Raw genomic sequence first — 20952 nt, forward strand, 5'->3', positions numbered from 1 at the left:
AGAAAGAATCAACTTGGTTCTTTCTCGAAAGCTGCTCCCTTTATTTCCGTAATCAATTCATAACCAAACAATCCAGCTGGGGTTTGGTAGCCTGCCACGTTTTTTAAATCCAATATTTTTTGGGAGATGAGCAACGAAGCTTCGGCGGTCAATTTGTAGCCTTCGGGGGTGACCAAACGTGCTTCGACGGTTTTGCCTTCGGCGTTGGTGGCCTTGCCCCAAATGAATGATTGTCCTTTTTGGGACTGATGCTCGGTCGGTCCCGTTATTTTTTTGTCGACGTAGTTTTGCAATTGTTTTTTGATAAAACGGCTGCGTAAAATAGGGTTGAACAAAAATTGTAGCTTCATCGACCAATACGCCAACTTGGGCACACCCACGTAGGTTTCGATGTTGGGAATACCCGTGGTATGATGCGCAGTAGAGACATCTCCCCACGGAATGGTCATAGCGAAGTGTTTAAACTTGCCGAAATCAATTGTTTTGCCTTTGTCACCCACCGGTTTGGGCACAATTGCCCCGTTTTCTCGGGCCGCGCCCGTATTGCCGAGGCTTTCGAGCATGGTGGTCATAGTGCCGTGCGACACGCTTCCGCCGACGTTGGTAAACGCCAATTCTAAGTGTGTGGCGTCGGGGAGTTTTGTGTGGAGAAGCTTGGCCATGCAATCCGTCGGTACGACGTCAAAGCCTACGCCGGGCATCAAAACAATCTTACTTGCGAGGGCTTTTTGATGGTATGATTTTACCAACTCAAACACTTCTATTTCTCCGGTAATGTCCAAATAGTGCGTTTGGGTGTTCAAACAGGCTTCGACTAAGGGTTGGGCGGTTCGGGTAAAAGGGCCGGCACAATTTAAGACCAACGGAAATTTTTTAAGCTGTTTGACGATATTTTCTTGATTATTTAGGTCAAAAATTAGGTATTCAAGCCCGTGTTTTTCGGCAAGGGGTTTGATTTTGCTTTCGTTTCGCCCCGCAATGACGGGCTTTTTGCCTTGCTTTACCGCCAAGTCGACGATGAGTGTGCCCGTAAATCCGCTTGCGCCGTAGATAAGAAATGACATGATGACTGAGGTTTAGAGGGTAAAGGTAACAGCTAAAAGGCAGCGACCCGATGGAGAGAGAAAATAAAGCTATTTGAGGCGGGTAGTCCTGAAAATAACGTAGTTTAGCAACAAAAATGGCGATTTGTCGGTTTAACTGTTTTACCTAAATCCTAGTCTATATGTTAAAGTTAGTTTGTTCTTTCTTCTTTTTAGTGCTTTGTCTTGCCTGTAACAACGCTGATAAAAGCAGTAATTCTGAGGAAAGGCCCGTTGATAAAAAGGCCAAAGAAATAGTTGATAAATGCATAAAAGCCCACGGCGGCAAAAATTACGAAGCTTTTGATCTGTCATTTGACTTTCGAAAATTTAAGGTTCACTTAAAACAAACGGGTACTCAATTTTCCTACGAGCGCACCACCACCGACTCTCTCAACAACGTGTATCATGATATTTTGACCAACGAAAGTTTTGTCAGAAAGCGCAATGATACAACTCAGGTGCTTTCCCAAAAAGACGAAGATAAATACCGTGAAGGTATCAATGCTATCGCGTATTTTGTGTTGCTCCCTTACAAGCTTTCGGAGCCTGCCGTTATTCTAAAATACGTTGGTGAAATAAGCATTGACAATCAAAAATACCACAAAATCAGGGTCACCTTTGAGCAGGAAGGCGGCGGTAAAGACCACGAAGATGAGTTTTGTTATTGGATAAATCAATCTACCAATACGCTCGATTACCTTTCGTACGCCAACGGCGGCCCGCGTTTGCGCAAAGCCGTCAAGCGCGACACCGTTGGCGGGATTGTGTTTCAGAATTATGAAAACTACGAAATTTTGGACAAAACCCTCCCCACCACGGAGTATGATAAAGCCTTTTTGGAAGGAAAGTCCAAATTGCTCTCTATGATTGAGCAGAGCAATTACGTAGCTAAGTGATGGTTATTGGGCCACGATGGCGGTTGAATACCCCGCTGCTCGCCATCCGTTGAGGCCTCCGTCTAGGTTATAGACTTTTTTGAACCCCTTTTCTAGCAATAATTCGCCCGCGTTGGCGCTGCGACCACCCGTAGCGCAATAGACCAATACAGGTTTGTTTTTGTCGAGTTTGGCAATCTGTTTTTCAAAATCGGGGCTGTTGTAATCCATGTGAATGGCCTGCGGAATAACACCACCCACGAGTTCGGGACCAGTGCGGACATCTACCACCACCTCGTCGGGGAGGGTATCTATGAGGTTTTGAAAGGTTTTTGCGTCAATAGTTTGTGCTTTTTGGCCAGAAGAGCAAGCCCCAAGCCCTACGATAAATCCGAGAAGAAATAGACTGTTTTTCATTGAACTTTTCATTGTTTGGTGACGAACGTCAGCTTCCATGCGCCTCTCAATTGGCCCATGGCGTAGCCGGTTGCTTTGTCAAAACGGTATTTTCGTTGAATTGTTTTCAGTGTGGCGGCTTCAATGTCTTGTTTGGGTTTGCCGTGACATTGTAGGCAGGTTGGCATTCCGATTTTGATGGGTTTGTAATAAACGTAGCCTTTTGAAACCTGCACGAGCGTATCTTTCAGGGAATTGGCGGCAAAGATATCCAGTATTTTTTTGTCAAACAGCGATGCGGCATTGTCAGGATTACGGTTTTTGTCCGAAATTCGTTGAATCTCCACCCGATGTTTCTGCGAAAGCGCCTTGGTCAGCGGCACGGCATTCTCGTTACAATAATCCACTGCATGGGCGGCGCCGCCTTTTTCAATCGCTCCCAATAAGTTGGAAATCAGGCTTTGTTGGGCCTGTAAGCTGAGTGAATCGCCGAGCTTATGGTAATTGAGGGTCTGTTGGGGCGTTTGTGGTGATTGGAAGGCGGTTATTAATACCGTTGCCAGAAAAAAAGCACCGGAAAAAAGTAAAGGTTTCATTCGAAAAGGGTTTTCAGTTTGACTTTGCCGGTAAATAGAGCGTCAATTTAGGCTTTTCATCTTTGATTTTGTCCACGGGCCCTTGTTTTTGGGGCTTTAGTCACAAAATAAACATAAATAACGCTGCTTTTTTCGGAATAAAAGCCTAATCATTAACTTTTTCGACCAGTCAAACCATTCCGTATTTTAAGACAATGCCCAGCTGCCCCGCGTGGTAAGCGGTGTGAGATACAATGCGTCCGAGGGCTTCGGCCTTGGTTTTGGTGCCAAATTCTTTGGTAGTGATGGTGCTTTGCCAGTCGGTGTCGGTTTGGGCCAAAATGGCTTTTTCTAAGCACTCAAAAGCCTCTTGCTGATAAGCTAACAGTTCGGCTAAATTCGTCCATTCGCCCGTGTCTCGTTGGGCAATAACCGTTTTTGCCGATACTTTTAAGTCTGTTTGCCCGAATACATTTTTACTAAAAAGCAGCTCGACATCCGCCACGTGCCGTATCAGAAAACCCGCGCTGTTAGGACTATCTCCGAGTTTTTTGGTGAGGTCGCTTTCCTTGAGATTCTTCAACTGATTGGAAAAACGAGTGCGGGCTTCGGCCCATAGAGGCAGTAATAATTGTGCATTGGTATCCATAGGTCAATTTTTTTACAGCACTATTTCGATTTGTTTTTCTGGAAAGCAATTTTGTAAAGTACCCAACCAAAACCTGCGACTAAGTGTAACATGACGATGAAAAAAATAAAAGCGGCCATTGGTAATGATTGATTTTGTATGCCGTAAATCTGCAACTTAATCAGCAGATAAACGGTGACTTTGGTCACATAAAACCCATTTTAAGGCTTTATTTTGAATGACTTACACGTTTTCGAACACCCATTTCATTTCGGTCGCAATCTGCCGACAGCGCGCGTCGTAGGTGGCGGCTTCTTCGGGCGTATCGTCGGAGACTTTGGGGTCAACGTACATAATGGGCAGGCGTCGCTCGGCTCCAGGAATAAACGGGCAATTAGCTTCTGCGTGGTCGCAGGTCATGATGGCAGCAAAACCTTGACTTGGGTTGGGGGCTTGGTCATAGACTTTGGAAAAAGCAACGACGGGTGTCATCGAAGCATCAAAACTGATTTCGTATACTGGGTTTTCAGTTTTAGTGGTCTTTGTCACTTTCAAACCTGTTCGCTCAAACGCCGCAATCGTGCGGGGATTGCAGGCGGTCGCCTCCGTTCCTCCCGAAAATGAATAAATATTTTCAATTCCAAAATACGCCGCCGCTACCTGCGCCCACACTTGCCCCAAGTGACTGCGACGGGAATTGTGCGTACAGATAAACGTCAGATTGATAGGTTGTTGTGACTTGGTTTTTGCTTTTATATAATCTGCCAATGGTTGTAAAAAGGCTTGGCGTTCGGCGGAAACTTCGTTGAGGTTGAGGCTCTCAAAATAGATTTTTACAGTAGGAATCATGGTTGAAATTTATGGGTTTGTTTGAGGGCGTAATTCACGAACAATATCAAAACGGGTACTTCAATCAGTGGGCCAACAACGGCGGCAAAAGCGGCCCCTGAATTGATGCCAAAAACGGCAATGGCGACGGCAATGCCCAACTCGAAGTTGTTGCCAGCGGCCGTAAAGGCCAACGAAGTGGATTTGGCGTAGTTGGCTCCCGCTCGTTTGGAAAGATAAAAAGCCGATAAAAACATGATGCCAAAATACAGCGTGAGCGGAATGGCAATGCGGACTACGTCGAGCGGAATTTGTACAATCAACTGCCCTTTCAGACTAAACATCACCACAATGGTAAGCAGGAGCGAAATCAGCGTAATTGGGCTAATTTTTGGCAGATAGACTTCTTCAAACCACCGCCGACCTTTGAGTGCCGTTAGTCCATAACGCGAGATAATGCCCAGCAAAAACGGGATGCCCAGATAGATGAAAACACTTTGGGCAATCTGACCGATGGTAATATCAACTTCGTAGCCTGTCAGGCCAAAAAGGGGAGGCAAGACGGTGATAAAAACCCAAGCGTAAACCGAGTAAAAAAGCACCTGAAAGATACTATTAAACGCTACCAAGCCAGCCGCGTAGAGGCGGTCACCGTTGGCGAGATCGTTCCAAACGATGACCATCGCAATACAGCGGGCAATGCCAATCATAATCAGGCCAGTCATGTATTCGGGCTTGTCGGGCAGGAAAATAACCGCCAAACCAAACATCAGCAGCGGCCCAATAATCCAGTTTTGCACCAACGACAGCGCTAGAATTTTGGTATTTGAAAACACCTTTGGAAGTTCTTCAAAGCGGACTTTGGCCAGCGGGGGATACATCATTAAAATGAGTCCAATCGCCAGCGGAACGTTGGTGGTGCCGACGCTAAAACTGTTGATAAAACCTTCTGATTCAGGGAAAAAATAGCCAATACCTACACCGAGTAGCATGGCCGAAAAAATCCAAAGTGTGAGGTAATTGTCTAAAAAGGAAAGTTTTTTTTGAGGCATAGTGTTATGGTTTTAAAACTTCACAGGGAAATTTCGGTCTGACTATCGTCTGGCCTGATTACCCGATTAGCAGCAAGCTTGCGTCTGACCTGAAGCATTTTTGGCTAGGTCGGCAAAAACGCCGAATTGACTAACAAATTGGTTGAAGACCTCCCAATCAATGCAGTAGCAGGAGGTTTTGCCTTCGATACTGCCTTTGATAAGCCCAATGGCTTTTAATTCCTTCAAGTGTTGAGATACCGTGGCCTGCGCCAACGGCAAGCCTTCCACGATTTCGCCGCAAATGCAGCTTTTTTGTTGAGCCAATAGTTTCAGAATCGCGATGCGTGCAGGATGAGCAATGGCTTTGGCAAAATCGGCCAAGGCGATTTCGTCAGCAAGAAAATCCATTTTTCGGTTAGTAGCCATTCGGTATGTTATTATATATCGCAAATATACGATGATATGTTTTTTTATTACAACATCTTTATTCTCAATCTGCCCTGTAGCTATGTTTAATGAGCTTTGAAATTGCTTAAAGAGCGTTTGTAGGAAAGAAAAATTGGTTGTAAAAAACAAAGTCGGGCTAAATAACCCGACTTTGTCTGCTTCTAAACCCTAACCTATGATAAAATAATGATTGTTTTCGATGGCTGAATGTGTCACACATTGACGATGTAAAGTTGGCTCATTTACCGAAAATCTGAAAAAGGATTCCCTTGAACTGTCAAATTTGCGTATTGGAGTGCACAAATGGCTCAGCGAATCGTTGCGCAATAACCAGTGGCTTCTTTCGGCTTTACTTAAAGGGTTAGCTGTTTGTTTCCACCACTTCTACGTCGGTGCGGAGCAGGATACCCGTGGCCAGCGCCGCCAGAATGGTTCGGGTTTCGGCGTCCAATGAGGGGTCAATCCAAACCGTGCCGTTGTTGAGGGTAGATACCGCCCCTACTACTTTGCCATTCAGAACAAATTCGTGCCCGTAAACGGCCATTTTTTTGAGCCATTCGGGTTGGTTTTCCAGACCGCGAACGGCTTTGATTTCGATGGTCTGGGCATAGTTTCGGGCGTAGCCCGCTGATTCTCTTTGTTTCAGGAAATCACCGTTGGGATTGTACAAAACAAAATCCCAGGTGTCTTCCTGTGCGGTGAGGAGGGTGCCAGCAAAATAATTTTCGTATTGAAGCGGAATGCTGAAAAAGTCTTGTACCAAACTCAAATCGTTGCTTTTGAAGCGACTGACGCACGATACCCTGACCGCGCGGCCTTCGGGACTGAATTGGGTAAAACTGAGTTTTTCCTGCGCGCCCTGAAACCGTAGAATAAACGGTACATCGTAGCTTCGGGTCCAGCCACGCCTGACTTTGTCGGTGCGGTAGTCGCCGTACCGAATTATCTGCCCAATCTGGAATCCCTGACGGCCTTTGACGGGCATTGCGGTGGCGTTTAGTTCGGGGGAGAAAGCTACTTGGGCGCTTTTGCAGCTTGACAAAAGCACCCCGCCCAGCAGGAAGACGAATACGTAGTTTTTTAGGGATAAAGAGAATGTTTTAGATTCATTGAATTTCATGGCGTTGCTGTTTTGGTTCAAATACGCCGTAAAATTCGCGGCAATCACCTTGAGAAAAATGACTTTTTTTCTTGAATTGAGAAAGATTCGGGTTGAATTGTGGGTTTTTGCCCACGAAAACCCTAGCAAGGCATAAAAAAACCTGCTTCGGCCGAGAGCAGGTTGCAAAGGGTAAAATAGATTGGAATCTCTTATTTCACTGGACAAGTATTTAAACCAAAAATAGTATAGAGTGGGCAAAAACTCACTACACTTGTCAGTGCAAAAACGGCGGCTACCACCAACGCGATGATGCCGAGTGTGCCCGTAAGGGTTCCCGTAAAATACAGCGCAACGGCGATAGCGGCTACTATAAGGCGAATAATGCGGTCGGTGCCGCCCATGTTAGGTTTCATGTTCGTAAGATGTTTTTAGTGTTTAATGCCTTCAATCATAAAATACAAACCCACCAACAACGCCGCGCAAAGCATGCATACAACGATTAGTTTTGTGGCGTTTGATTTCATGGGGTAAAGGTCGGACTAAAAACCCCTTCGAGTCAGTGATATATGTTACAAAAGCGCTTGAAAATCAATATTTTGGAATGACTTTCAGCATCTCCTGACGGAGATTGTCTGGAAAGATATTGAATTGGGATGGAAGCGTCATCTATTGAGCTTGCGTAGCCAATTGATTTACAATCTGTTCCAACTGTTTTTTCTGCACTACGCCCGATTGCCGCCACACGATTTTTCCTTTCTGAAAAAGAATCAAGGTCGGTACGCCCTGGATGCGGTAGGTTTGGGATGCCGCAGGGTTTTTATCGACGTCGATTTTAATGACGCGCACGCGGTCGCCCATTTGGGAGGCAAAATCCTTCAAAATCGGTGACATCATTTTACAAGGGCCGCACCATTCGGCAAAAAAATCCACCAAAACGGGTGTTTCACTCTGAATTATTTCATTAAATGTCTGTTTCTTTTCCATGATCTGTTGTTGTTTAAAGATAAAAAATACGCCCTGATTACTTCTCGGCGTCGTTGCGGCGCGGCATAAATTTACTAAGTTGTAACTCTTGCAACATTCCACCGCCAAAATACCCCATCAGTGCGCCGTAAGGCACCATGGTTTGCCACTGAGAGTTGAGTGGACAGGTTCCTGTTAGGCACCCGATTTCTTTCCAGTACCAATACCCGCCAATGGCCCCTGCCACCGCGCCCAGCCAGCCCCACGGAATATTATTTAACTTCTTCATATTGTGTTTCTTCAATGGTTTTTGGGGTGCTTTGGCGGGTGTTTGGCGTGGCGCAACCGCCTGAGCCGCAGCAACCTACATTCATGATAGCCTGCAACGCAAACAATCCTCCCAGCAATCCCAGAAGCGGTTGATGGTCAACAAAGGCGGAATAGATGAGCCACAAGCCCATCCCCATCCGCAAAATTCGCATAAAATCCCAATTCTTAAGTACCGCCGTCATAATCGGTTATTATTTTATGAATTAACAATTTAGATACTCACAAAGTGCCCTAGTAAGGCCAGCTCATCATCCCACCCGATAGGTTATAAACGTGCTCAAAGCCCGCATTTCCCATCATCTTACAGGCTTGACCGCTGCGATTTCCACTGCGACAATACACAAAATAAGTTTTGTTTTTGTCTAATTTGGCAATTTTTTGTTGAAAATCGGCGCTCATTAAATCAATATTGATAGCCCCCTTGATGGCACCCGAGCGCATTTCGGCAGCGGTACGCACGTCTAATACCACGGCATTAGGAGTCTCATCAATCAATTGTTTAAAGCTCGAAGCGTTAACGTTTTCGTAATTTTTTTTGGTTTTAAGGAAGTCAAACATGGTCTTTGTCGGTTTTGATTTTAATTTGATACGACAAAGTTCCGAACTATCAGAGGCTTGTACAGTGATATTTGTTACACACTACGAAATATGGGGTAATTCCACCAAAAACTTACTGCCGTGCTGAAGTTGGCTGTCCACGTGAATTTTACCTTTGTGCAGTTCGACAATCCTTTTACAAACCGACAGACCCACGCCAAAGCCTGAAATAGTTAGGGCATTTTTTGAGCGATAAAAAGGCTCAAAAATGGCGGTAAGGTCTTCAGCTGGAATGCCGATGCCTTCGTCTTGGACGCTGACGAGCGTGTGTGTTTCGTTAAAGTTAATAATCACAAGTGCTTGATGGTTAGCGGAATACTTGCAGGCGTTGCTTATTAGGTTGGTAAAGACAGTTTTGAGAAGAGGTTCATCGCCCAGAACGGTAATGTGCTTTTCATTTTCGGGTTCCTTTGCGTATTCTACGCTGATACGATAGGCTGGTTTGCTCAAAAGTAAATCATCTTGCGCCTGAAACACCACATCGTCGATGCGGACTTCGGCCGCGCTGTTGATGGAAGATTTTAGTGGTCTGACAATCTGTAAAAGGCTATTGCTCAGAGCAATGAGTCGGTTTATGTCTTTTTGGATATTTTCTAAGATTCCTCGGTGCTGGGCTACGCTGAGTTTTTCGTCCAAGCTTATTTCTACTTCCGATTTAAGGGCGGCAAGGGGGGTTCGGAGTTCATGGGAGGCGTGCGAAACAAAGCTTTTTTGCAGTTCGAACGACTGTTCTAAACGATACATCATTTTATTGAACGCCTCCGCCAGTTGGCCAATTTCGTCTTGTCCGTGGCGCTCGTCTAAACGTTCGCGCAGGTTGTTGGCCGTGATTGTGCTGATTTGACTAATGAACTGATTGACGGGGCCTAGGGCGTTTCCTGCAAAAAAAATCCCCAGTAAAACCGTAAACAGAATGCCAATGACCAAACCGCTGTAAAGTATGTCGCGGAGATTGGCCATCTTGCTGTGGCCGAATTTGTCGTAGGCCGAGGCTAAAATAATGTAATTTTGCCCGTTGAGTTCATACAAAAGCCCAACTACTTCGTTTTCGTCATCGCTTGTTTCGACGTATTTTTCTTTTCTGACGCGGTTCAATAAATCATTGCCATAGTGAATGACGTGGTCGTCTAAGCTGCTGTAAAATAGTTTGTTTTGTTGATCAAATACCAACACTTTCTCATCGACTAACGCCGTGAGGGTATTTTTATCAATGATTTTGAGCAAATCACGGTCTATTTCGTCCACCTTTATGAGCAATTGGGCGGTCGTTATGGCTTTGCTTTTCAGTCGGTCGTAGTATTCTTGCTCCCTGAATTCGGCAAATAATTGGTAAACAACAAACGAAAAGACGGCTAGCAGGCTTCCTACAATCAACGAAAACTGAATGGCAATTTTGGTTTGAATTTTCATGGGTATTCGCGCAGTATATAGCCCAAACTCGGGCGCGTGTGGATTAATTTGGGTTCAAAATCGCGGTCTATTTTCCGCCGTAAAATGTTGATATAGACTTCAATGACGTTGGTGCCTGTATCAAAATGAACGTCCCACACTTGGGCGGCAATGTCGTTTTTAGAAAGTACTTTTCCTTTGTTTTTGACCAAGAACACCAAAAATTCATACTCACGGGCAGTGAGATTGATTTCTTTTCCGGCGCGTTTAACGAGTTTACTATCTAAAAAAATCTCCAAATCGGCAATTCGCAGCACTTTTCCGACCGTTTCGACTTCGGGGTTGTTTCGGCGCAAGCCTACCAGCACCCGGTGATAAAGCTCCCTGAAATCAAATGGCTTAACGATGTAATCATCCGCACCCGCCTCAAACCCCTCGATTTTGTCGTCTACCTCACTCATGGCCGTGAGCATCAGAATCGGGAGGGTGGGTTTTACATCACGCAGCCGCTTGCATACTTCATATCCGCTCAGCTCGGGCAGATTAATATCAAGAATCACCAAATCAAAGGCAATGGTTTGTGCCCGGCGCAAGCCCAGTTGACCGTTATATGCCACTTCAGTGTCAAAACCTTTGTTGGTCAATCCCCGCGTGAGCAGTTGCGCAATGCGCTGGTCATCTTCAATGATGAGGATTTTCTTGGGTTCGGTGTCGGTTTTCATGGTTTTTAAACTATTCTTAGGTCAAATATAGTACATCATTACGCCTTCGCTTGCCAATTTAGTTTTTTTTAAGGTTGGCTTTATATCAGGTTAATGTTGCCGACACACCTTTGCAAAAAGTATTTTTACTACTTATGCGAATTATCATTTTAATGGCCTTTCTGCTGCCGATTTGTGGGTTTGCCCAAGACTCGTTACAGATTTCACTCAGGCAGGCCGATAGCCTGTTTGTTGAAAAAAATCTCATTTTGCTGGCAGAGCGGTATCGGATTGATGCGACGCGGGCGTCGGTCATTCAGGCAAAATTATGGGATAATCCCACACTCTCTACTGAATGGAACCTCTACAATCCTAATCGACACCGTGCGCTGGATGTGGGGCGCGGCGGACAAAAAATTATTTCTATCGAGCAGGTTATTCAGACGGCGGGCAAACGAAACAAGCAAGTGGCGCTTACCCTCGAAAACGCCCGCATGACCGAATATGAGTTTATGGATTTACTGCGCATCCTCAAGTTTGAACTGCGCTCCAATTTTTTCGATATTTTTTTCTTGCAAAATACCCTCAACCGTTATCAGCGGCAGATTGAGACTTTGGAGCGTACTGTGGTGGCGTTTGAAACACAATACGAAAAAAACAACGTGTCATTGCGGGAGTTGCTCCGCCTCAAAGCCCTGCTTTTTCAGTTGAACAATGATAAAACCGAGATTCTGTTTCAACTGACAGAAAAACAAAAAGACCTTAAAACATTACTTAACACCGAGATGTCGGTTACTCCGCTCGTAAACGAAATAGAGTTAAGTCGTTATCAGTTAGTTAATTATAACGTGTCTGTTCTCAATGAGTTAGCATTGCAAAATAGAGGTGATGTGAAAGTGACGGAGTCGTTGGCAAGGCAAGCTGAATTGAATTATCAATTGCAGAAGGCCCTTGCCGTGCCCAATTTGCGTATCGGGGCAACCTACGACCAAGCGGGTAGTTTTGTTAATAATTATACGGGCTTGACGCTCTCGGCAGACCTGCCTTTTTTCAACAAAAATCAAGGAAACACTAAAGTGGCTAAAACCTTGATTGAGTATCAAAAAGGCCTACAGAATCAGAAAGTAAACACGGTGACTAATGAAGTGGCAGCGGCTTTGGAGAAGGTGCGCTACGTTGAAAACATGGTGCAAAGCGTCGATTCAAAATTTACCGACCAGTTTGAGTTGCTAAACAAAGGTGTGCTGGAAAACTTCCAAAAGCGCAATCTGACGTTGCTCGAATTTATTGATTTGATTGAAACCTACAGCGAAAGCATCAAAGAATTGAACCGCCTGAAGGCGGATAGAGTGGGAGCGTATGAAGAGCTTAATTTCACGGTTGGACAAGAACTTTTTAAATAAAATGAATACTAAACAAACTTTCTTTTTGGTCATTGTATGCGGTGGAATATTGGCGGCTTGTCAAGAAAAAAAGCCTGTTGTTGAAGATAACAAGGCTTTTATGTTGTCGGATACCATGATGAAGCGCATCGAACTAGCAAGCGTTGTGACGGAGCCCGTGCGAAGTGAATTGACCCTCGTGGGTAAAGTTATTGCTGACGAAAACCGTGTCATTAAAGTGTTTCCGCTGGTGGGGGGCAATGTAGAAAACGTAACGGTCGAACTGGGCGATTATGTGCGAAAAGGCCAAGTACTAGCCTCCATTCGTTCGGGGGAAGTGGCTGATTTTGAGCGACAAATGATTCAGGCGCAGGCAGAAGTGTTGGTGGCCGAGAAAAACCTTAAAACAGCGGAAGAACTTTTTGAAAGTAAACTAAACTCCCAGCGAGAAGTAACTTCGGCCAAAAAAGAGGTAGAAAACGCACAAGCGGAACTCAACCGAATGAAAGAAGTTTTTCGTATTTATGGCTTAGGAAAAACCCAAAACTACATTGTCAAAGCGCCGATTGATGGCTTTGTGCTCAGCAAAAATGTCAACCCTGGAATGCAGCTTCGGTCTGATAACAACGAGCAGATTTTTACGATTGGTCAAATCAGCGAGGTTTGGGTGATGGCCAACGTAAACGAGAGCGATATTCCGAAAGTGAAACTCGGAATGATGGCTGATATTAAGACCATTAGCTACGGCGACGAGCTGTTTCGGGGAAGTGTGGACAAAATTTACAACGTGCTTGACCCTGAAAATAAGACCATGAAAGTACGGATTCGGCTCAATAACGCAGGCTATAAGCTCAAGCCCGAAATGCACGCTACTGTATCGCTCAAATTCGATGAAGGAGGCTCCATGACGGCTATCCCAGCGGGCGCCGTCATTTTTGACCGCAGTAAAAATTGGGTGATGGTTTTTAAGGGCCGCTCCAACATCGAAACGCGTGAAGTAAATGTCTACAAAATGCTGAATGATGTTGCGTATATACAACAGGGTTTAAAAAACAACGAGCGGGTGATTGCCAAAAATCAGCTGTTGGTGTATGATGCTTTAAACGATTAGTCGCTTGACTTTCTAACCAAGATGTTAATAAATGCCCTTTTGGGGGCGCTTTATACTTATGAATAAATTTATCAGAGGAATTGTCGGATTTTCGCTCAAAAACCGCTTTTTCGTTTTTTTTATGACGGGTATTTTGGTCATCTCGGGCGTGGTGAGCTACCTCAATACACCGCTGGAGGCGTTTCCTGACGTGACCAATACCCAAATCATTGTGGTGACGGAATGGAACGGCCGCAGTGCCGAAGAGATTGAACGTTTCGTGACGGTGCCCGTAGAAGTCGCGATGAATTCTGTGCAGCGCAAAACCAACGTGCGCAGCATTACCATGTTTGGACTGAGCATCATCAAAATCATTTTTGAAGATGATGTGGATGATTTTTTTGCCCGACAACAGGTTAATAATCAGCTCAGAACGGTGTCGCTACCCGAAGGCGTTGAACCTGATGTACAGCCACCTTATGGCCCCACGGGCGAGATTTTTCGGTTTACACTGGAAAGTAAAGACCGCGATAGCCGCGAACTATTGACGTTGCACAATTGGATTATTGACCGACAGCTACGGAGCGTACCAGGCGTTGCCGACGTGGTTGCCTTTGGTGGTCGGGAAAAAATCTATGAGATTCAGGCCAATCCCACCCAATTGGCCAAATATGATATTACACCATTGGAAGTCTATCAGGCCGTTACCAAAAGCAACGTCAACGTGGGCGGGGATGTCATTGAGCGCAACGGTCAGGCGTACGTAGTGCGGGGTATCGGTTTACTCAACTCAATTGCCGATATTGAAAATATCATTGTAGAATACGTCAACGATAATCCCGTATTGGTCAAAAACGTTGCGGAGGTCAAAGAATCAAATTTGCCCCGCGTAGGGCAAGCAGGTCTCAATACCAACGACGACGTGGTGGAGGGAATTGTAGTGCAGCGCAAAGGCGAAAACCCCAGCGAAGTACTGGCCAGGGTCAAAGCCAAAATTGAGGAGCTTAACACCAAAATTTTGCCCCCCGACGTAAAAATGGTGACGTTTTATGACCGCGACAATTTGATTGCTTTTTGCACCAAAACGGTGCTACATAATCTCTTTGAAGGTATATTGTTTGTGACGGTCATCGTATTTCTGTTCATGGCCGATTGGCGCACCACACTGATTGTGTCCATTATTATTCCGTTGGCGTTATTGTTTGCTTTTATGTGTTTAAGGCTCAAGGGTATGTCGGCCAATTTGCTTTCCATGGGGGCGGTTGATTTTGGAATCATCATTGACGGGGCTGTGGTGATGGTGGAAGGAATATTTGTGGCACTCGACCATATGGCGCATAAAAACGGAATGGAGCGGTTTAATAAACTGGCAAAATTGGGCCTTATCAAAAAGACGGGCGGAGAACTGGGCAAAGCCGTTTTTTTCTCCAAACTCATCATTATCACTGCGCTCATTCCTATTTTCAGTTTCCAGAAAGTAGAAGGAAAAATGTTCAGCCCACTGGCCTATACGCTGGGCTTCGCCTTGCTAGGGGCGTTGTTGTATACGCTTACGCTGGTGCCGGTGCTTTGCTCATTTTTGTTGCGGAAAAATGTTCGGGAAAAAAATAATCCGATTGTTCATTTCTTTGACCGTGTGGTTTCGAGGGGCTTTGAATGGTGTTATAAAAACAAGAAAATCAGCGTGTTGGCATCCATGATTTTCTTGGGTACCACGCTTTTTTCAGCTACCCTGTTGGGAACCGAATTTTTGCCTCAACTCAACGAAGGTGCTTTGTGGGTGGAAGCCAAACTGCCCATGAGTAGCTCGCTGAATGAGACCGTAAAAACGGTGAAAATTCTGCGCCAAAAACTCATGGAATTTCCCGAAGTAAACGGTGTATTGTCGCAAACGGGCCGCTCCAACGATGGCACCGACCCCTCTGGGTTTTATTACGTACAAATGCAGGTCAACCTGAAACCCAAAGATGAATGGAAACGTAAGATTTCAACCGACGACCTAATTGAGGAAATGGATACGAAACTCAAACAATTTCAGGGTATTAACTACAATTATTCACAGCCCATCATCGACAACGTAGCTGAGGCCGTGGCGGGAATGAATGCCAGCAATGCCGTAAAGATTTTTGGGGATGATTTGGACGTCTTGAACGACAAGGCCAATGAAGTTATTGAGGCCATCAAAGACGTGCCTGGGGTGAAGGATGTAGGGATTTTGCGGAATATTGGCCAGCCCGAGATGAGCGTGATTCTGCACGATAGCAAGATGGCCTTGTATGGAGTCAGCATTGCCGATGCACAGGCCGTGATTGAAATGGCTATCGGTGGCAAAACGGCTTCTGTTTTGTACGAAGGAGAGCGCAAATTTGACATTCGCCTTCGTTACCAGGAGCCATACCGTCGTACCGAAGACGATATTTTGAGGCTCATGGTACCCACCTTAAAAGGCAGTAAGATTCCGTTGAAAGAAATTGCTACGCTGCGCAAAATAACGGGCCCTGCTTTTGTGTACCGGGACAACAATAAGCGGTTTATCGGGGTTAAATTCTCGGTAAGGGAGCGCGATTTGGGCAGTACCATTGCCGAAACCCAACGCAAAGTAGCGCCTATTTTGAAGAAGTTACCCAAAGGGTATTCCGTCAATTGGACGGGCGAATTTGAAAATCAAGTACGTGCAACCAATCAATTGGGGCAGGTCGTACCTATGTGTTTAATTGCCATTTTTATCATCCTGTTTATCATGTTTGGCAATGCTAAAGATGCAGGTTTGGTATTGGCCAATGTCCCTTTTGCCATCATGGGAGGGATTTTAGCTATTCATTTTACAGGAATCAATTTTGGAATCTCAGCGGGGGTAGGTTTTATTGCTTTATTCGGAATATGTATCCAGAATGGGGTGATTTTGATTTCAGTTTTCAACAAGAATTTATCTTCCCGAATGCCGCTCGACACTGCCATTCGAGAAGGCGTAAAATCAAGGATTCGTCCCGTAGTGATGACGGCCCTCATGGCGGCTATCGGGTTGTTGCCAGCGGCGCTATCCACGGGCATCGGTTCCGAAACCCAAAAGCCACTGGCGATTGTGGTGATTGGAGGGTTGATTACCGCCACTGTCCTCACACTGATGATTTTTCCGATTATCTACCGCTTTTTTTACCGCCACAATGTTCATACAATCAATGATTTAGACTAAGTAGAGCTGTGATACCTAATAAAATTGACTGCCATCAATGATAGCAGTCAATTGGTTACATACAGCCACGAATACAATCAGATTACTGAGGTTTAGAAAAGGAGGGGTTAGGAGGTCGGTTGTTAAGTTGGGCCATCATATCGTTGAAATCCTTGTCGGCGGGGTCGAGTTCTTTGCCTTTTTGGGCCACGTCGAGGGCTTTTTCAGGGTTGATTTCAACTGATGTATAGTACGAAAAGAGGTATTTAAGGGCAATTCTCATGTCGTACTTAAATTTCTGTTCTTCTTTTTTGGTATATGCCAGCTCCACAAATCGCTCATAAAAGGGGATTGATTTTACGTAGGCGGTATCTTGGTTGGCATATCCGTAATAATTGGATTTGGCGCGGTACAGAATCGTGGGCAAATGGTCTGGGCTGGATTCTTGCACAGCTGCAAAGGCCGAATCGGCTTTTAGATACATGGTAGAATCTTCGCGGCCCATTTTGTAGGCCGCCATGGCCAACCAAAATTTGTCTTTTACCGATGATTTATGAAAGCGTTTTTCACCCGCTTCAACGTATTTGACCACGTCTTCGTAGTGTTTGAGTTTGTAGCTCATTTCGGCCACTTCGCTGTATAAATTTTCGGTGGTGTCGGTCGTGGCGGCTTTTGCCAGATAGAAAACCGCAATGGAGTCCTTGGCAATGGTGGTGTCGCTGATGTTTTGGTAGGCGCGCCCCAGTAGTTTGTATTCGAGTCCTTCTGCTTTGTCGGGGGCTTTTTCAAGAAATGTTTTCAGGTTTTCAATGGTTTTGTCGTAGTCTTTCAAACTAAAGTAAGACCTTCCCAAAAGCCGATATTTGACTGGCGTTTCTACTTCGTTTTTTACCTGTTCGATTTTCTGTACAGCTCGGGCATATTCTCGCGCCAAATAATCAAACTGCCCCGAACGATACCGTAATTGGGCGTCGGGCTTTTCTATGAGGGCCAAATACCTGTTCATGGCCGCTGCTGCTTCTTTGTAACGGTTGGTTTTGAAATTCAACTCGGCCAACTGCAAATACGAAGGCGCATACAGGGAATCTGCTTTGAGGGCCGCCCGGTAAAAATCGCCCGCTAGATTATAACTTTTACCCGCCCAATAAATCGTACCAATGCGGTGATTGGGCAGACTTTTATCGGCCAAAAATTCGAGTGCGTACTCGTAGGCTGTCACCGCAGGGCCGCCGTTGGAGGGAGTAGATAGCGCACGGGCATCGCCCAGTGCCAGCCAAAGCTGCCCGTTTTTCTTGTCGCGTTTGAGGGCTTGTTCTAGGTATTCGATGGCCTTGGCGGCGTTGTGTTGGTTGTACATGGGTTTGTCGGTAGCATTGATTACCTGTGTATAGCCCGTGTAAGCTTCACCAATCCGACCCAAAATTTCGACATCCTTTCCTTTGCTTTCTTTCATTACTTCGGCCAAAATACGCTCGGCGTCGGTGGTACGTCCTTCTAGCAGTGCCACAATGCCCATGCCTGCTTTATTGAGCGGATGACGTTTTTCGTCCAAAATCATTCCTTTCTCAAAATAATTGCCTGCTTCCTGTAAATTATGGGTGCGGATGGCGGCGTAGCCATTATAAAAATACGTTTGGGCGGTAGGCTGGCTCTGAAGGAGCTGCTGAAGCTGTTGGCTGGCTTTCTCGGTTTGCCCTCTTTCCAGCCACTGAAGAGCGGTTGCCAAATCCTGCGCCTGGGCGGTCAGTATACCTGTTGTGAGCCAAAATAGGCTGACAATTAGGAGGTTAAGTGGTTTTTTCATGCGCTTTTTTTTAGGTTAACGAAAAAGATGCAAGGTGGGGTGGGGTAATTGGTCAAGTCGAAATATTGGTGTGGAAAAAGTAACGACGATTTGATTGTATTAGAAAAACAGAAAGCTGTCGCGCAACTGAAATTCTACGGAGCCGAGGTAGGTGTTTTCGGTATAAATACTGGCTCTGTATATTCCGTTGGCTATTTTTTCATTAGGGGTAAACTCAAATATCGCTTTTTGGGGATTTTTGCCAAAGTCGAGTGACTGCGTGGCATGGACAGGTACGGCAAGCGTAGTTTCGTTAGCATTGACAGAAAGTTGCTGAATCGCACCACTCATCGGTCGGTTTTCCACGTCGGTCAGGCTCAAAAATACCTGTTGATTCCCTTCGGTGGTGAGCAATGCTGGCAGCGTAAACGAAACCATGATGGTGTTGGCTTTTTTTGCCTTGGCGGTTACTTTGTGATTGTTTTTTAAGACGTCGACCCTAAAATTGGTCGCCGTTACCACGCTTTTCGGAACCATGCCGTTTAGCTTACCATTCAAGTCATTAATCTGTATTTGGAGGGTTTCGTTGGCAGTTTTGAGCTGATTGTTATCCACGAGCCACTTGTCTTTTTGGCTTTGGTAGTTTTCTATTTCTGCTTTTAATTCACTTTTGAGGGCGTCAAGCTCCGCTACTTGTTCGCGAAGTGCCCCTAAATCGTCTTTTTGGGCGTTGGTTTCTTGGGTCAGTTTGGCCACAATCCTGTTTTTTTGGGCCAAAAAAGTTTGGGTAGAAGCGAGTTTCTTAGTGATGCCTGCATTTTCGCGCTGCGCGCTGTTTAAATCAAGGCTTAAATGGTTGATGTCACGCTCTAAGTTGAGTTTTACGGACAAGAGAGAGTCGGCTTTGAGGGCGTTTTTATCCCTTTCTTTGGCTACATCACCGCTTTTGTCCCAATAGTAGAGGCCGCCTATTGCGCTGGTTGTGAGCAGTAAAGCCAACATAGCGGCGATGGTTTTTGAGTTTTGTGCAGTCCATTCCATGGGCGTAATGTTTTGGGTGGAACCTTATATTGATGACACAAAGGTTTATCCCAAAACTTAAGGAGGACTTAACGAAAAATTAGAATTCACTTAGGAGACCGAAAATAAAAGACTTTTTTTGGCTGGAGGTGCCCATTAGCGGATAAAATCGTTGGCTGATTCTTCTTTCAAATGCTTGAGCTTAACCATAAACTCAGTGCCCAGATGCGGCTTACTTTTTACTTCGAGTTGGCCTTCGTGAAGCTCAATGATTCTTTTGACGACCGACAGCCCAATGCCGAAACCGTGGTAATCAATGGCATTTTTGGCGCGGTAAAAAGGCTGAAAGATATTGGGTAGGTCTTGTTTTGAGATACCGATGCCTTGGTCGATGACCCTCACCATGCACCACTCGGCATCAAATCCCAACCGCAAACTGGCCTGATGGTTGGGGGTATATTTACAGGCATTTTCCAATAAATTAACAAATACATTTTTGAGCAGGGCTTCGTTGCCCATGACCAACGTGAGGTGGTCTTCTTCGGGAATCTGATCAAAGTCAAATTGTATTTGATAATCAGAATGGCTCGCCACTACCTCCCGCTGGGCATTGAGGAGCACTTCTTCCATGCGCACTTTGTCAAACGGTAGCTCTTCGGGGGTTTCGTTGATGCGGGCGAGTTGAAGCAATCCGTTGGAAAGCTCAATGAGGCGGTTGGTGTCTTTGAGGAGATTTTGTAAAATTTGGTGGTGCTCTTCGGGAGAATTAAGTGAGGAAAGCCCTATTTGAATCTCCGTTTTGAGGGCAGAAAGCGGTGTTCGGAGTTCGTGCGACGCGTGCGATACAAACTGCCGCTGTTGTTTAAATGCCAGTTCGAGTCGTTCGAGCATTAGGTTGAAATTGATGGCCAATTGCGCTATTTCATCCTTTTCATTGCCCTGATGAATGCGTTTTCGGAGGTTTTTGGCCGTGATTTCCCCAATCTCGCGGTTGATGGTAGTGATGGGCCGCAACGACTGATGGGCAAAAAACAAAGCCAATCCAACCGTGGCCAGGATACCCCCCAAAAACGCAAACAATAATGTGATAATGAGCTCCTTCAGCTGTAGTTTGCCGTTTTTGTCAATGGCCGAAGCGATGAGCACAAAGCGGTCGTAGCGCCCTTCAAACACCAGACCGATGACGGCGCGGCCTTCGTACTGAAATTTGATTTCTTGGGCCAGTCTGACTTCATTGATTCGCTCTTGCGTCACGTAAGGGGAGACTTTTTCGACGTTCGAATACAGCAATAGATTTCGGTAGTCATAAATAAAAATTTCTTCTTCGGGCAGCCGCGAAGAAGAGTTCTTGTCAATCAGTTTGAGCAGGGTAGTGTTAAATTCTTTGACGTCTACCAGTAGCCGAGCGGTGGTTTTTGCCCTTCGAGAAAGTCGGTCGTAAAAACTCGTTCGACGTTGATTTTCGGCGCGGTAGTACACGATGCCCGAGAATACCAGCAATATGGCCAGTACGATAAGCGTAAATTGCAAAGCTATTTTGTAGCGTATTTGCATT

The 20952-nt window shown here is 45.5% G+C and carries 22 protein-coding genes; 4 read left to right on the forward strand and 18 right to left on the reverse strand.

The window, feature by feature from the left end:
* Positions 1-8: 8 nt before the first annotated feature.
* On the reverse strand, positions 9-1064 hold the full coding sequence (locus DVG78_RS08070; protein ID WP_114460581.1) for a saccharopine dehydrogenase family protein: 1056 nt from the start codon (positions 1062-1064) through the stop codon (positions 9-11).
* 161 nt (positions 1065-1225) lie between these two features.
* Here DVG78_RS08070 and DVG78_RS08075 point away from each other — a divergent pair, with 161 nt between their 5' ends.
* Positions 1226-1981 (forward strand): DUF6503 family protein, encoded by a 756-nt coding sequence (locus tag DVG78_RS08075; RefSeq protein WP_114460582.1) that lies wholly within the window; start codon positions 1226-1228, stop codon positions 1979-1981.
* 3 nt (positions 1982-1984) lie between these two features.
* On the opposite strand, the gene DVG78_RS08080 is transcribed toward DVG78_RS08075, so the two are convergent.
* From DVG78_RS08080 to DVG78_RS08145, 14 genes are all read right to left on the reverse strand, one after another.
* Positions 1985-2377: a rhodanese-like domain-containing protein gene (locus tag DVG78_RS08080; RefSeq protein WP_158549989.1), complete on the reverse strand. Its 393-nt coding sequence runs from the start codon at positions 2375-2377 to the stop codon at positions 1985-1987.
* An 8-nt stretch (positions 2378-2385) separates the two neighbouring features.
* Positions 2386-2952, reverse strand: a complete 567-nt coding sequence (locus tag DVG78_RS08085; RefSeq protein ID WP_114460584.1) for a Tll0287-like domain-containing protein — start codon at positions 2950-2952, stop codon at positions 2386-2388.
* A gap of 169 nt (positions 2953-3121) precedes the next feature.
* Complete coding sequence (locus tag DVG78_RS08090; RefSeq protein ID WP_114460585.1) at positions 3122-3580, reverse strand: DinB family protein; 459 nt, start codon at positions 3578-3580, stop codon at positions 3122-3124.
* A 222-nt stretch (positions 3581-3802) separates the two neighbouring features.
* Positions 3803-4408, reverse strand: coding sequence for an arsenate-mycothiol transferase ArsC (locus tag DVG78_RS08095; RefSeq protein WP_114460586.1), 606 nt, complete (start codon positions 4406-4408; stop codon positions 3803-3805).
* The gene (gene arsB, locus DVG78_RS08100) at positions 4405-5439 is read right to left on the reverse strand and encodes an ACR3 family arsenite efflux transporter (RefSeq protein WP_114460587.1); all 1035 of its coding nucleotides are present in this window, start codon (positions 5437-5439) and stop codon (positions 4405-4407) included. The genes DVG78_RS08095 and arsB overlap by 4 nt, the downstream gene beginning before the upstream one ends.
* A 66-nt stretch (positions 5440-5505) precedes the next feature.
* Entirely contained in the window at positions 5506-5847 is a 342-nt protein-coding gene (locus DVG78_RS08105; protein ID WP_114460588.1) for an ArsR/SmtB family transcription factor, read from the reverse strand.
* A 382-nt stretch (positions 5848-6229) separates the two neighbouring features.
* Complete coding sequence (locus tag DVG78_RS08110) at positions 6230-6988, reverse strand: hypothetical protein (RefSeq protein WP_147277020.1); 759 nt, start codon at positions 6986-6988, stop codon at positions 6230-6232.
* A 191-nt stretch (positions 6989-7179) separates the two neighbouring features.
* Positions 7180-7383: a YgaP family membrane protein gene (locus DVG78_RS08115; protein WP_114460590.1), complete on the reverse strand. Its 204-nt coding sequence runs from the start codon at positions 7381-7383 to the stop codon at positions 7180-7182.
* A gap of 253 nt (positions 7384-7636) precedes the next feature.
* On the reverse strand, positions 7637-7954 hold the full coding sequence (trxA, locus tag DVG78_RS08120) for a thioredoxin (RefSeq protein WP_229598164.1): 318 nt from the start codon (positions 7952-7954) through the stop codon (positions 7637-7639).
* Positions 7955-7991: 37 nt separating this feature from the next.
* Positions 7992-8222, reverse strand: a complete 231-nt coding sequence (locus tag DVG78_RS08125) for a hypothetical protein (protein WP_114460592.1) — start codon at positions 8220-8222, stop codon at positions 7992-7994.
* Positions 8206-8445, reverse strand: coding sequence for a hypothetical protein (locus tag DVG78_RS08130; protein WP_114460593.1), 240 nt, complete (start codon positions 8443-8445; stop codon positions 8206-8208). The genes DVG78_RS08125 and DVG78_RS08130 overlap by 17 nt, the downstream gene beginning before the upstream one ends.
* Before the next feature lie 49 nt (positions 8446-8494).
* Complete coding sequence (locus tag DVG78_RS08135) at positions 8495-8821, reverse strand: rhodanese-like domain-containing protein (protein WP_114460594.1); 327 nt, start codon at positions 8819-8821, stop codon at positions 8495-8497.
* 81 nt (positions 8822-8902) lie between these two features.
* On the reverse strand, positions 8903-10270 hold the full coding sequence (locus DVG78_RS08140) for a sensor histidine kinase (protein ID WP_114460595.1): 1368 nt from the start codon (positions 10268-10270) through the stop codon (positions 8903-8905).
* Positions 10267-10971 (reverse strand): response regulator transcription factor, encoded by a 705-nt coding sequence (locus tag DVG78_RS08145; RefSeq protein WP_114460596.1) that lies wholly within the window; start codon positions 10969-10971, stop codon positions 10267-10269. Before DVG78_RS08145 ends, DVG78_RS08140 begins: the two co-directional genes overlap by 4 nt.
* Positions 10972-11105: 134 nt before the next feature.
* Between DVG78_RS08145 and DVG78_RS08150 the strand changes: the two genes are divergently transcribed.
* The 3 genes from DVG78_RS08150 to DVG78_RS08160 are packed head-to-tail and all read left to right on the forward strand — an operon-like array spanning position 11106 to position 16615.
* Positions 11106-12353, forward strand: a complete 1248-nt coding sequence (locus tag DVG78_RS08150) for a TolC family protein (protein ID WP_114460597.1) — start codon at positions 11106-11108, stop codon at positions 12351-12353.
* A gap of 1 nt (position 12354) precedes the next feature.
* Positions 12355-13443: an efflux RND transporter periplasmic adaptor subunit gene (locus DVG78_RS08155; protein ID WP_114460598.1), complete on the forward strand. Its 1089-nt coding sequence runs from the start codon at positions 12355-12357 to the stop codon at positions 13441-13443.
* 58 nt (positions 13444-13501) lie between these two features.
* Positions 13502-16615, forward strand: a complete 3114-nt coding sequence (locus tag DVG78_RS08160; RefSeq protein ID WP_114460599.1) for an efflux RND transporter permease subunit — start codon at positions 13502-13504, stop codon at positions 16613-16615.
* 82 nt (positions 16616-16697) lie between these two features.
* Here DVG78_RS08160 and DVG78_RS08165 read toward each other — a convergent pair whose 3' ends face one another.
* The 3 genes from DVG78_RS08165 to DVG78_RS08175 form a co-directional block, all read right to left on the reverse strand.
* Positions 16698-18398, reverse strand: a complete 1701-nt coding sequence (locus DVG78_RS08165) for a tetratricopeptide repeat protein (RefSeq protein ID WP_114460600.1) — start codon at positions 18396-18398, stop codon at positions 16698-16700.
* Between the two features lie 99 nt (positions 18399-18497).
* Positions 18498-19418, reverse strand: a complete 921-nt coding sequence (locus DVG78_RS08170) for a DUF8428 domain-containing protein (RefSeq protein ID WP_114460601.1) — start codon at positions 19416-19418, stop codon at positions 18498-18500.
* Positions 19419-19553: 135 nt separating this feature from the next.
* Complete coding sequence (locus DVG78_RS08175) at positions 19554-20951, reverse strand: sensor histidine kinase (protein ID WP_114460602.1); 1398 nt, start codon at positions 20949-20951, stop codon at positions 19554-19556.
* Position 20952 lies beyond the last annotated feature (1 nt).

This window comes from Runella aurantiaca (genome assembly GCF_003339505.1).
Lineage (GTDB): Bacteria > Bacteroidota > Bacteroidia > Cytophagales > Spirosomataceae > Runella > Runella aurantiaca.